Origin of the sequence: Klebsiella sp. SWET4, from assembly GCF_024296565.1 — a bacterium.
Lineage (GTDB): Bacteria > Pseudomonadota > Gammaproteobacteria > Enterobacterales > Enterobacteriaceae > Klebsiella > Klebsiella variicola.
Window position 1 is genome coordinate 1 of the sequence record NZ_JANCOB010000021.1, and the last position, 13,037, is coordinate 13,037.

General features: G+C 52.9%; 8 protein-coding genes and 1 pseudogene. All 9 read left to right on the forward strand.

Going from position 1 to position 13,037, the window contains the following annotated elements; genetic code table 11:
* Positions 1-128: pseudogene (gene tuf / locus NKJ21_RS26410) on the forward strand (elongation factor Tu); the annotation flags it as partial.
* Between the two features lie 338 nt (positions 129-466).
* Positions 467-850 carry a preprotein translocase subunit SecE gene (gene secE, locus NKJ21_RS26415; protein WP_002883772.1) on the forward strand — a complete coding sequence of 128 codons (384 nt, stop codon included), beginning with the start codon at positions 467-469 and terminating at the stop codon, positions 848-850.
* A 1-nt stretch (position 851) separates the two neighbouring features.
* Positions 852-1,397, forward strand: coding sequence for a transcription termination/antitermination protein NusG (nusG, locus tag NKJ21_RS26420; RefSeq protein ID WP_007665882.1), 546 nt, complete (start codon positions 852-854; stop codon positions 1,395-1,397).
* 156 nt (positions 1,398-1,553) lie between these two features.
* Complete coding sequence (gene rplK, locus NKJ21_RS26425; RefSeq protein WP_008808007.1) at positions 1,554-1,982, forward strand: 50S ribosomal protein L11; 429 nt, start codon at positions 1,554-1,556, stop codon at positions 1,980-1,982.
* Between the two features lie 3 nt (positions 1,983-1,985).
* Positions 1,986-2,690 carry a 50S ribosomal protein L1 gene (gene rplA, locus NKJ21_RS26430; RefSeq protein ID WP_008808006.1) on the forward strand — a complete coding sequence of 235 codons (705 nt, stop codon included), beginning with the start codon at positions 1,986-1,988 and terminating at the stop codon, positions 2,688-2,690.
* A 413-nt stretch (positions 2,691-3,103) separates the two neighbouring features.
* Positions 3,104-3,601, forward strand: a complete 498-nt coding sequence (rplJ, locus tag NKJ21_RS26435) for a 50S ribosomal protein L10 (RefSeq protein ID WP_001207203.1) — start codon at positions 3,104-3,106, stop codon at positions 3,599-3,601.
* A gap of 66 nt (positions 3,602-3,667) precedes the next feature.
* Positions 3,668-4,033 (forward strand): 50S ribosomal protein L7/L12, encoded by a 366-nt coding sequence (gene rplL, locus NKJ21_RS26440; RefSeq protein ID WP_002884142.1) that lies wholly within the window; start codon positions 3,668-3,670, stop codon positions 4,031-4,033.
* A 324-nt stretch (positions 4,034-4,357) separates the two neighbouring features.
* Entirely contained in the window at positions 4,358-8,386 is a 4,029-nt protein-coding gene (rpoB, locus tag NKJ21_RS26445) for a DNA-directed RNA polymerase subunit beta (RefSeq protein WP_008808005.1), read from the forward strand.
* Positions 8,387-8,462: 76 nt separating this feature from the next.
* Positions 8,463-12,686, forward strand: coding sequence for a DNA-directed RNA polymerase subunit beta' (gene rpoC, locus NKJ21_RS26450; RefSeq protein WP_008808004.1), 4,224 nt, complete (start codon positions 8,463-8,465; stop codon positions 12,684-12,686).
* Positions 12,687-13,037 lie beyond the last annotated feature (351 nt).

Sequence of the window (13,037 nt, forward strand, 5' to 3'; positions counted from 1 at the left end):
CGGGCGACAACATCAAAATGGTTGTTACCCTGATCCACCCGATCGCGATGGACGATGGTCTGCGTTTCGCAATCCGTGAAGGCGGTCGTACCGTTGGCGCGGGCGTGGTTGCTAAAGTTCTCGGCTAATCGCTGATAACATTTGACGCAATGCGCAATAAAAGGGCATCATTTGATGCCCTTTTTGCACGCTTTCATACCAGAACCTGGCTCATCAGTGATTTTTTTTGTCATAATCATTGCTGAGACAGGCTCTGAAGAGGGCGTTTATACACCAAACCATTCGAGCGGTAGCGCGACGGCAAGTGAGCGTTCTCCTTTGCAATAGCAGGGAAGAGGCGCCAGAACCGCCAGCGTTGAAGCAGTTTGAACGCGTTCAGTGTATAATCCGAAACTTAATTTCGGTTTGGATCGCCTCGCCCCCGCGGGGTGAAATTGTTTGTAGAATACTTCTGACAGGTTGGTTTATGAGTGCGAATACCGAAGCTCAAGGGAGCGGGCGCGGCCTGGAAGCGATGAAGTGGATTATCGTTGCCGTGCTGCTGATCGTGGCGATCGTGGGCAACTTCCTTTATCGCGACATTATGCTGGCGGTGCGTGCGCTGGCCGTGGTTATTCTTATTGCTGCTGCCGGTGGCGTCGCGCTGTTGACGACGAAAGGTAAGGCGACCGTTGCTTTTGCTCGCGAAGCGCGAACTGAAGTGCGTAAAGTGATTTGGCCGACTCGCCAGGAAACGCTGCATACTACGCTGATTGTTGCTGCCGTGACTGCAGTAATGTCACTGATCCTGTGGGGACTGGATGGTATTCTGGTTCGCCTGGTCTCCTTTATCACTGGCCTGAGGTTCTGAGATGTCTGAAGCTCCTAAAAAGCGCTGGTACGTCGTTCAGGCGTTTTCCGGTTTTGAAGGTCGCGTAGCTACTTCGCTGCGTGAACATATCAAATTACACAACATGGAAGAGTTGTTTGGCGAAGTCATGGTTCCAACCGAAGAAGTGGTTGAAATCCGTGGCGGCCAGCGTCGCAAAAGCGAACGTAAATTCTTCCCAGGCTACGTTCTGGTTCAGATGGTCATGAACGACGCGAGCTGGCACCTGGTGCGCAGCGTACCGCGTGTGATGGGCTTCATCGGCGGTACTTCCGACCGTCCGGCGCCGATCAGCGACAAAGAAGTCGATGCCATCATGAACCGCCTGCAGCAGGTTGGCGATAAGCCGCGTCCGAAAACGCTGTTTGAGCCGGGCGAAATGGTTCGTGTCAACGATGGTCCGTTCGCTGACTTTAACGGCGTCGTTGAAGAAGTGGACTATGAGAAGTCCCGCCTGAAAGTTTCTGTTTCTATCTTCGGTCGTGCGACGCCGGTAGAACTGGACTTCGGTCAGGTTGAGAAGGCGTAAGCCGGCGATCAAAAAAGCAGCGATTTAATCGTTGCATAGGGCGCGAAATTGGCATACAATTTCGCGCCTTTTGTTTTTATGGGCCTGGTCCGTAAAACGATGTTTAATCACGGGGAGCTTCTCTGAAGCGTTAATACCCAATTTGAGGATTTAAGAATGGCTAAGAAAGTACAAGCCTACGTCAAGCTGCAGGTTGCAGCTGGTATGGCAAACCCGAGTCCGCCGGTTGGTCCAGCACTGGGTCAGCAGGGCGTTAACATCATGGAATTCTGCAAAGCGTTCAACGCAAAAACTGAATCCATGGAAAAAGGTCTGCCAATCCCGGTTGTTATCACCGTTTACGCTGACCGTTCTTTCACTTTCGTTACCAAAACCCCGCCGGCAGCAGTTCTGCTGAAAAAAGCGGCTGGTATCAAGTCCGGCTCTGGTAAGCCGAACAAAGATAAAGTGGGTAAAATTTCCCGCGCTCAGCTGCAGGAAATCGCGCAGACCAAAGCTGCCGACATGACTGGTGCCGACATTGAAGCGATGACTCGCTCCATCGAAGGTACTGCACGTTCCATGGGCCTGGTAGTGGAGGACTAAGAAATGGCTAAACTGACCAAGCGCATGTCCGTGATCCGTGACAAAGTTGATGCAACTAAACAGTATGACATCAACGAAGCCATCTCTCTGCTGAAAGAACTGGCTACTGCTAAGTTCGTTGAAAGCGTTGACGTTGCTGTAAACCTGGGCATCGATGCTCGTAAATCTGACCAGAACGTACGTGGTGCAACTGTACTGCCGCACGGTACTGGCCGTTCTGTTCGCGTTGCCGTATTTGCCCAGGGCGCAAACGCTGAAGCTGCTAAAGCTGCAGGCGCTGAGCTGGTAGGTATGGAAGATCTGGCTGACCAGATCAAGAAAGGCGAAATGAACTTTGACGTTGTTATTGCTTCCCCGGATGCAATGCGCGTTGTTGGCCAGCTGGGCCAGGTTCTGGGTCCGCGCGGCCTGATGCCAAACCCGAAAGTGGGTACCGTAACCCCTAACGTTGCTGAAGCGGTTAAGAACGCTAAAGCAGGTCAGGTTCGTTATCGTAACGACAAAAACGGCATCATCCACACCACCATCGGTAAAGTGGACTTTGACGCTGACAAACTGAAAGAAAACCTGGAAGCTCTGCTGGTTGCGCTGAAAAAAGCAAAACCGACTCAGGCGAAAGGCGTGTACATCAAGAAAGTTAGCATCTCCACCACCATGGGTGCAGGTGTTGCAGTAGATCAGGCTGGCCTGAACGCTTCTGCAAACTAATGCCTTTACGTGGGCGGTGATTTTGTCTACAATCTTACCCCCACGATTCTGTCAATAAGACAGACGCTATGCGAGTCATTTGAATTGCAGCAAGGCAGCAATCGAGTGAATCACCGGGAGTGTAGTTAACTACATGACCGGTGTGAACGAGAGCAGCTAACGCCGCTGCGGTTCGAAGGACGAAGTCATAGAAAGAATTTGTTCGTTGGAGCCTGGCCTATCCAGGCCTCCGTCGAAGACCGCAGGTGTTTCGCAAGAAACTTAATCCCCTGCGTAGACGGTGACAGAACGCTAAGATTATTTTTGGATACTCTGGCTTGTTTCTGCTCACCGTATTTAGACGCTCTTTTCGTTGAATTGAGTGAAGTGAGTTCCAGAGCATAAGCTCTGGCAAACATCCAGGAGCAAAGCTAATGGCTTTAAATCTTCAAGACAAACAAGCGATTGTTGCTGAAGTCAGCGAAGTAGCCAAAGGCGCGCTGTCTGCAGTAGTTGCGGATTCCCGTGGCGTAACTGTAGATAAAATGACTGAACTGCGTAAAGCAGGTCGTGAAGCTGGCGTATACATGCGTGTTGTTCGTAACACCCTGCTGCGCCGCGTCGTTGAAGGTACTCAGTTCGAGTGCCTGAAAGACACGTTTGTTGGTCCGACCCTGATTGCATACTCTATGGAACACCCGGGCGCTGCTGCTCGTCTGTTCAAAGAGTTCGCGAAAGCGAATGCAAAATTTGAGGTCAAAGCCGCTGCCTTTGAAGGTGAGCTGATCCCGGCGTCGCAGATCGACCGCCTGGCAACTCTGCCGACCTACGAAGAAGCAATTGCACGCCTGATGGCAACCATGAAAGAAGCTTCGGCTGGCAAACTGGTTCGTACTCTGGCTGCTGTACGCGATGCGAAAGAAGCTGCTTAATCGCAGTTATCTTTATAAAGCATTCGCTTACGTATAAACTTATTCTGATATTCAGGAACAATTTAAATGTCTATCACTAAAGATCAAATCATTGAAGCAGTATCCGCTATGTCCGTAATGGACGTTGTTGAGCTGATCTCTGCAATGGAAGAAAAATTCGGTGTTTCCGCTGCTGCTGCTGTAGCTGTAGCTGCTGGCCCGGTTGAAGCTGCTGAAGAAAAAACTGAATTCGACGTAATTCTGAAAGCTGCTGGCGCTAACAAAGTTGCTGTTATCAAAGCAGTACGTGGCGCAACTGGCCTGGGTCTGAAAGAAGCTAAAGACCTGGTAGAATCTGCTCCGGCTGCACTGAAAGAAGGCATCAGCAAAGACGACGCTGAAGCTCTGAAAAAATCTCTGGAAGAAGCTGGCGCTGAAGTTGAAGTTAAATAAGCCAACCCTTCCGGTTGCAGCCTGAGAAATCAGGCTGAGGCTGGTGACTTTTTAGTCACCAGCCTTTTTGCGCTGTAAGGCGCCAGTAGCATTTCACACTGTTTGACTGCTGGTTTGCCTGACAATGCTTGTTTCTATCGACGACTTAATATACTGCGACAGGTTAGGGTTCCTGGGCTGTGTAAATCGCAACGAAATGGTTTAAGCGTGATAGCAACAGGTATTGCGGAAAGTGTTCCATTTTCCGGTCAACAAAATAGTGTTGCATAAAAAACTGCCTTACTTAGGCAGACGGGTCGACTTGTCAGCGAGCTGAGGAACCCTATGGTTTACTCCTATACCGAGAAAAAACGTATTCGTAAGGATTTTGGTAAACGTCCACAAGTTCTGGACATACCTTATCTCCTTTCTATCCAGCTTGATTCGTTCCAGAAGTTTATCGAGCAAGATCCTGAAGGGCAGTATGGTCTGGAAGCAGCCTTCCGTTCCGTATTCCCGATTCAGAGCTACAGCGGTAATTCAGAGCTGCAATACGTCAGCTACCGTCTGGGCGAACCTGTTTTTGATGTTAAAGAATGTCAGATCCGTGGCGTGACTTATTCTGCACCGCTGCGCGTAAAACTGCGTCTGGTGATCTACGAGCGCGAAGCGCCGGAAGGCACCGTTAAAGACATCAAAGAACAAGAAGTCTACATGGGCGAAATCCCGCTCATGACCGACAACGGTACCTTTGTTATCAACGGTACCGAGCGTGTTATCGTTTCTCAGCTGCACCGTAGCCCGGGCGTCTTCTTTGACAGTGACAAAGGTAAGACCCACTCCTCCGGTAAGGTCCTGTATAACGCACGTATCATCCCTTACCGCGGTTCCTGGCTGGACTTCGAATTCGACCCGAAAGACAACCTGTTCGTTCGTATCGACCGTCGTCGTAAACTGCCGGCAACCATCATTCTGCGCGCGCTGAATTACACCACTGAGCAGATCCTTGACCTGTTCTTCGAGAAAGTGGTCTTTGAAATTCGCGACAACAAGCTGCAGATGGAGCTGGTACCGGAGCGTCTGCGCGGTGAAACCGCCTCCTTCGATATCGAAGCCAACGGTAAAGTGTACGTTGAGAAAGGCCGTCGTATTACTGCGCGCCACATTCGCCAGCTGGAAAAAGACGATATCAAACATATCGAAGTTCCGGTTGAGTACATCGCGGGTAAAGTTGCTTCTAAAGACTACATCGACGAAGCGACCGGCGAACTGATCTGCCCGGCGAACATGGAGCTGAGCCTGGATCTGCTGGCTAAACTGAGCCAGTCCGGCCACAAGCGTATCGAAACGCTGTTCACCAACGATCTGGACCACGGTCCGTACATTTCTGAAACGGTACGCGTCGACCCGACCAACGATCGTCTGAGCGCGCTGGTAGAAATCTACCGCATGATGCGCCCTGGTGAGCCGCCGACTCGCGAAGCGGCTGAAAGCCTGTTTGAGAACCTGTTCTTCTCCGAAGACCGCTACGATCTGTCCGCGGTTGGTCGTATGAAGTTCAACCGTTCTCTGCTGCGCGACGAAATCGAAGGTTCCGGTATCCTGAGCAAAGACGACATCATCGAAGTGATGAAGAAGCTCATCGATATCCGTAACGGTAAAGGCGAAGTCGATGATATCGACCACCTCGGCAACCGTCGTATCCGTTCCGTTGGCGAAATGGCGGAAAACCAGTTCCGCGTTGGCCTGGTACGTGTAGAGCGTGCGGTTAAAGAGCGTCTGTCTCTGGGCGATCTGGATACCCTGATGCCTCAGGATATGATCAACGCCAAGCCGATTTCCGCAGCAGTGAAAGAGTTCTTTGGTTCCAGCCAGCTGTCCCAGTTTATGGACCAGAACAACCCGCTGTCTGAGATTACGCACAAACGTCGTATCTCCGCACTCGGCCCAGGCGGTCTGACCCGTGAACGCGCAGGCTTCGAAGTTCGAGACGTACACCCGACGCACTACGGTCGCGTATGTCCAATCGAAACGCCTGAAGGTCCGAACATCGGTCTGATCAACTCCCTGTCCGTGTACGCACAGACTAACGAATACGGTTTCCTTGAGACCCCGTATCGTAAAGTGACCGACGGTGTGGTTACCGATGAAATTCACTACCTGTCTGCTATCGAAGAAGGCAACTACGTTATTGCTCAGGCGAACTCCAACCTGGACGAAAACGGCCACTTCGTAGAAGATCTGGTTACCTGCCGTAGCAAAGGCGAATCCAGCTTGTTCAGCCGCGACCAGGTTGACTACATGGACGTATCCACCCAGCAGGTGGTATCCGTCGGTGCGTCCCTGATCCCGTTCCTGGAGCACGATGACGCCAACCGTGCATTGATGGGTGCGAACATGCAACGTCAGGCGGTTCCGACTCTGCGCGCTGATAAGCCGCTGGTTGGTACCGGTATGGAACGTGCTGTTGCCGTTGACTCCGGTGTTACTGCGGTGGCTAAACGTGGCGGTACCGTTCAGTACGTGGATGCTTCCCGTATCGTTATCAAAGTTAACGAAGACGAGATGTACCCGGGCGAAGCAGGTATCGACATCTATAACCTGACCAAGTACACCCGTTCTAACCAGAACACCTGCATCAACCAGATGCCTTGCGTGTCCCTGGGCGAACCCATTGAGCGCGGCGACGTGCTGGCCGACGGCCCGTCCACCGACCTTGGTGAACTGGCGCTGGGTCAGAACATGCGCGTAGCGTTCATGCCGTGGAACGGCTACAACTTCGAAGACTCCATCCTCGTCTCCGAGCGTGTTGTTCAGGAAGACCGTTTCACCACCATCCACATTCAGGAACTGGCGTGCGTGTCCCGTGACACCAAGCTGGGGCCGGAAGAGATCACCGCTGACATCCCGAACGTGGGTGAAGCTGCGCTCTCTAAACTGGATGAGTCCGGTATCGTTTATATCGGCGCGGAAGTGACCGGCGGCGACATTCTGGTTGGTAAGGTAACGCCGAAAGGTGAAACCCAGCTGACGCCGGAAGAGAAACTGCTGCGTGCGATCTTCGGTGAGAAAGCGTCTGACGTTAAAGACTCTTCTCTGCGCGTACCGAACGGTGTCTCTGGTACCGTTATCGACGTTCAGGTCTTTACCCGTGATGGCGTAGAAAAAGACAAACGTGCGCTGGAAATCGAAGAGATGCAGCTGAAGCAGGCGAAGAAAGACCTGTCTGAAGAACTGCAGATCCTCGAAGCCGGTCTGTTCAGTCGTATCTACGCGGTGCTGGTCTCCGGTGGCGTTGAAGCTGAGAAGCTCGACAAACTGCCGCGCGATCGCTGGCTGGAACTGGGCCTGACCGACGAAGAGAAACAGAATCAGCTGGAGCAACTGGCTGAGCAGTATGACGAACTGAAACACGAGTTCGAGAAAAAACTCGAAGCGAAACGCCGTAAAATCACCCAAGGCGACGATCTGGCACCGGGTGTGCTGAAGATTGTTAAGGTATACCTGGCCGTTAAACGCCGTATCCAGCCTGGTGATAAGATGGCAGGCCGTCACGGTAACAAGGGTGTTATCTCTAAGATCAACCCGATCGAAGATATGCCGCACGATGCTAACGGTACGCCGGTAGATATCGTACTGAACCCGCTGGGCGTACCGTCTCGTATGAACATCGGTCAGATCCTGGAAACTCACCTGGGTATGGCTGCGAAAGGCATCGGCGATAAGATCAACGCCATGCTGAAACAGCAGCAAGAAGTCGCGAAACTGCGCGAATTCATCCAGCGTGCTTACGATCTGGGCGCTGACGTTCGCCAGAAAGTTGACCTGAATACCTTCAGCGATGAAGAAGTTCTGCGTCTGGCTGAAAACCTGCGTAAAGGCATGCCGATCGCAACGCCGGTATTCGACGGTGCGAAAGAAGCTGAAATCAAAGAGCTGCTGCAGCTGGGCGACCTGCCGACTTCCGGTCAGATCACCCTGTTTGACGGCCGCACCGGTGAACAGTTCGAACGTCCGGTAACCGTGGGTTACATGTACATGCTGAAACTGAACCACCTGGTCGACGACAAAATGCACGCTCGTTCCACCGGTTCCTACAGCCTGGTTACTCAGCAGCCGCTGGGTGGTAAGGCGCAGTTCGGTGGTCAGCGCTTCGGTGAGATGGAAGTGTGGGCGCTGGAAGCTTATGGCGCGGCCTACACCCTGCAGGAAATGCTCACCGTTAAGTCTGATGACGTGAACGGTCGTACCAAGATGTATAAAAACATCGTGGACGGCAACCACCAGATGGAACCGGGCATGCCGGAATCCTTCAACGTACTGTTGAAAGAAATCCGCTCGCTGGGCATCAACATCGAACTGGAAGACGAGTAACTCTCGCTCAAACAGGTCACTGGTGCCGGGATAAAACCCGGCGCCAGATTGTGCTAACTCCGACGGGAGCAAATCCGTGAAAGACTTATTAAAGTTTCTGAAAGCGCAAACTAAAACCGAAGAGTTTGATGCGATCAAAATTGCTCTGGCATCGCCAGACATGATCCGTTCATGGTCTTTCGGTGAAGTTAAAAAGCCGGAAACCATTAACTACCGTACGTTCAAGCCTGAGCGTGACGGTCTGTTCTGTGCTCGTATTTTCGGGCCAGTAAAAGACTATGAGTGCCTGTGCGGTAAGTACAAGCGCCTGAAACACCGCGGTGTGATCTGTGAGAAGTGCGGCGTTGAAGTGACCCAGACTAAAGTGCGTCGTGAGCGCATGGGCCACATCGAGCTGGCATGCCCGACGGCGCACATCTGGTTCCTGAAATCGCTGCCGTCCCGTATCGGCCTGCTGCTGGATATGCCGCTGCGCGATATCGAACGTGTACTGTACTTCGAATCCTACGTGGTTATCGAAGGTGGCATGACCAACCTCGAACGCAACCAGATTCTGACTGAAGAGCAGTACCTGGATGCGCTGGAAGAGTTCGGTGACGAATTCGACGCGAAAATGGGTGCGGAAGCGATCCAGGCGCTGCTGCGCAATATGGATCTGGAGCAGGAATGCGAACAGCTGCGTGAAGAGCTGAACGAAACCAACTCCGAAACCAAGCGTAAAAAGCTGACCAAGCGCATTAAGCTGCTGGAAGCGTTCGTTCAGTCTGGCAACAAGCCGGAATGGATGATCCTGACCGTTCTGCCGGTTCTGCCGCCAGATCTGCGTCCGCTGGTTCCGCTCGATGGCGGCCGTTTTGCGACTTCTGACCTGAACGATCTGTATCGTCGCGTCATTAACCGTAACAACCGTCTGAAACGTCTGCTGGATCTGGCTGCGCCGGACATCATCGTACGCAACGAAAAACGTATGCTGCAGGAAGCGGTTGACGCCCTGCTGGATAACGGCCGTCGCGGTCGTGCGATCACCGGTTCTAACAAACGTCCTCTGAAATCTTTGGCCGATATGATCAAAGGTAAACAGGGTCGTTTCCGTCAGAACCTGCTCGGTAAGCGTGTTGACTACTCCGGTCGTTCTGTTATCACCGTAGGTCCATACCTGCGTCTGCATCAGTGCGGTCTGCCGAAGAAAATGGCGCTGGAGCTGTTCAAACCGTTCATTTACGGCAAGCTGGAACTGCGTGGCCTGGCCACCACCATCAAAGCCGCTAAGAAAATGGTTGAGCGCGAAGAAGCCGTTGTTTGGGATATCCTGGACGAAGTTATCCGCGAACACCCGGTACTGCTGAACCGTGCGCCAACGCTGCACCGTTTAGGTATCCAGGCATTCGAACCGGTTCTGATCGAAGGTAAAGCTATTCAGCTGCACCCGCTGGTTTGTGCGGCCTATAACGCCGACTTCGATGGCGACCAGATGGCTGTTCACGTACCGCTGACGCTGGAAGCCCAGCTGGAAGCGCGTGCGCTGATGATGTCTACCAACAACATCCTGTCCCCGGCGAACGGCGAACCAATCATCGTTCCGTCTCAGGACGTTGTACTGGGTCTGTACTACATGACCCGTGACTGTGTTAACGCCAAAGGCGAAGGCATGGTGCTGACTGGCCCGAAAGAAGCGGAGCGTATTTATCGCGCCGGTCTGGCCTCTCTGCATGCGCGCGTTAAAGTGCGTATCACTGAATACGAAAAAGACGAGAATGGTGAATTCGTCGCGAAGACTAGCCTGAAAGACACGACCGTTGGCCGTGCCATTCTGTGGATGATCGTACCGAAAGGTCTGCCGTTCTCTATCGTGAACCAGGCGCTCGGTAAGAAAGCGATCTCCAAGATGCTGAACACCTGTTACCGTATTCTGGGCCTGAAACCGACCGTTATTTTTGCGGACCAGACGATGTACACCGGCTTTGCTTATGCAGCGCGTTCAGGTGCATCCGTTGGTATCGATGACATGGTCATCCCGGAGAAAAAATACGAAATCATCAGCGAAGCGGAAGCGGAAGTTGCTGAGATTCAGGAACAGTTCCAGTCTGGTCTGGTCACCGCGGGCGAGCGCTACAACAAAGTTATCGATATCTGGGCTGCGGCGAACGATCGTGTATCCAAAGCGATGATGGATAACCTGCAAACCGAAACCGTGATTAACCGTGACGGTCAGGAAGAGCAGCAGGTTTCCTTCAACAGCATCTACATGATGGCCGACTCCGGTGCGCGTGGTTCTGCGGCACAGATTCGTCAGCTGGCTGGTATGCGTGGTCTGATGGCGAAGCCGGATGGCTCGATCATCGAAACGCCGATCACCGCGAACTTCCGTGAAGGTCTGAACGTACTCCAGTACTTCATCTCCACCCACGGTGCGCGTAAAGGTCTGGCGGATACCGCACTGAAGACAGCGAACTCCGGTTACCTGACTCGTCGTCTGGTTGACGTTGCCCAGGACCTGGTCGTCACTGAAGACGACTGCGGCACCCTGGAAGGCATCACCATGACGCCGGTTATCGAAGGTGGCGACGTTAAAGAGCCGCTGCGCGATCGCGTACTGGGTCGTGTGACTGCTGAAGACGTTCTGAAGCCGGGTACCGCGGACATTCTGGTTCCACGCAACACGCTGCTGCATGAGCACTGGTGTGACCTGCTGGAAGAGAACTCCGTTGACTCCGTCAAAGTTCGTTCCGTTGTATCCTGTGACACCGACTTTGGTGTATGTGCGCACTGCTATGGTCGTGACCTGGCGCGTGGCCACCTCATCAACAAAGGTGAGGCTATCGGCGTTATCGCGGCACAGTCCATCGGTGAGCCGGGTACACAGCTGACGATGCGTACGTTCCACATCGGTGGTGCGGCATCTCGTGCGGCTGCTGAATCCAGCATCCAGGTGAAAAACAAAGGTAGCATCCGTCTGAGCAACGCGAAGTCGGTTGTGAACTCCAGCGGTAAACTGGTTATCACCTCGCGTAACACCGAGCTGAAACTGATCGACGAATTCGGTCGTACCAAAGAAAGCTATAAAGTGCCTTACGGCTCCGTTATGGCGAAAGGCGATGGCGAACAGGTTGCCGGCGGTGAAACCGTTGCAAACTGGGATCCGCATACCATGCCGGTTATCACCGAAGTGAGTGGTTTCGTCCGCTTCACTGACATGATCGACGGCCAGACCATTACTCGTCAGACCGACGAACTGACCGGTCTGTCTTCGCTGGTGGTTCTGGATTCCGCAGAACGTACCTCCGGTGGTAAAGATCTGCGTCCGGCGCTGAAAATTGTTGATGCTCAGGGCAACGACGTTCTGATCCCAGGCACCGATATGCCGGCTCAGTACTTCCTGCCGGGTAAAGCGATTGTTCAGCTGGAAGATGGCGTACAGATCAGCTCTGGTGACACCCTGGCGCGTGTTCCGCAGGAATCCGGCGGTACCAAGGACATCACCGGTGGTCTGCCGCGCGTTGCGGACCTGTTCGAAGCACGTCGTCCGAAAGAGCCGGCAATCCTGGCTGAAATCAGCGGCATCATTTCCTTCGGTAAAGAAACCAAAGGGAAACGTCGTCTGGTTATCACCCCGGTAGACGGTAGCGAACCGTACGAAGAGATGATTCCGAAATGGCGTCAGCTGAACGTGTTCGAAGGTGAACGTGTAGAACGTGGTGACGTGGTTTCCGACGGTCCGGAAGCACCGCACGACATTCTGCGTCTTCGTGGCGTGCACGCGGTAACGCGTTACATCACCAACGAAGTGCAGGACGTTTACCGTCTGCAAGGCGTTAAGATTAACGATAAGCACATTGAAGTTATCGTTCGTCAGATGCTGCGTAAAGCGACCATCGAAAGTGCTGGTAGCTCCGACTTCCTCGAAGGCGAGCAGGTTGAATACTCCCGCGTTAAGATCGCTAACCGCGAGCTTGAAGCGAATGGCAAAGTGGCGGCAACCTATTCCCGCGACCTGCTGGGTATCACCAAAGCGTCTCTGGCAACCGAGTCCTTCATCTCCGCGGCCTCGTTCCAGGAGACCACTCGCGTGCTGACCGAAGCAGCCGTTGCGGGCAAACGCGACGAACTGCGCGGTCTGAAAGAGAACGTCATCGTGGGTCGTCTGATCCCGGCGGGTACCGGTTATGCGTACCACCAGGATCGTATGCGCCGTCGCGCAGCGGGCGAACAGCCAGCTGCTCCGCAGGTGAGCGTAGAAGAAGCGTCTGCCAACCTGGCAGAACTGCTGAACGCAGGCCTGGGCGGTTCTGACAACGATTAATCGTTGATGCACTGCTAAAAAGCCGGTCAGGTTTCCTGACCGGCTTTTTTATTGTTTGTTCGCCGCCTCACCCTCTTCTTTAATTACATTTACGACATATTAACGCCGCATATTTTTAGCAATTAATTCATATAAAATATCCATCCCCCGTTCACTGGAAAAACCTTTGTTTATATATGGGTAAAAGTTCTACTCATATCAAAAAATAATCAATCCAAAGGCGATATATTCAAAATACCTAATGAATCATGGGATTACTTCTGCTGCTTTATCTTCGAAGCTACGGCTCTGGAGAGGGATCGCCGCATCTCATGCTTCTCCCGATAAGACGCAGAAATAATACCGGCAGGC

Excerpts from the sequence above, each read along its gene's own strand:
- secE (WP_002883772.1), top strand. The coding sequence starts at position 467 with ATGAGTGCGAATACCGAAGCTCAAGGGAGCGGGCGCGGCCTGGAAGCG.
- nusG (WP_007665882.1), top strand. The coding sequence starts at position 852 with ATGTCTGAAGCTCCTAAAAAGCGCTGGTACGTCGTTCAGGCGTTTTCC.
- rplK (WP_008808007.1), top strand. The coding sequence starts at position 1,554 with ATGGCTAAGAAAGTACAAGCCTACGTCAAGCTGCAGGTTGCAGCTGGT.
- rplA (WP_008808006.1), top strand. The coding sequence starts at position 1,986 with ATGGCTAAACTGACCAAGCGCATGTCCGTGATCCGTGACAAAGTTGAT.
- rplJ (WP_001207203.1), top strand. The coding sequence starts at position 3,104 with ATGGCTTTAAATCTTCAAGACAAACAAGCGATTGTTGCTGAAGTCAGC.
- rplL (WP_002884142.1), top strand. The coding sequence starts at position 3,668 with ATGTCTATCACTAAAGATCAAATCATTGAAGCAGTATCCGCTATGTCC.
- rpoB (WP_008808005.1), top strand. The coding sequence starts at position 4,358 with ATGGTTTACTCCTATACCGAGAAAAAACGTATTCGTAAGGATTTTGGT.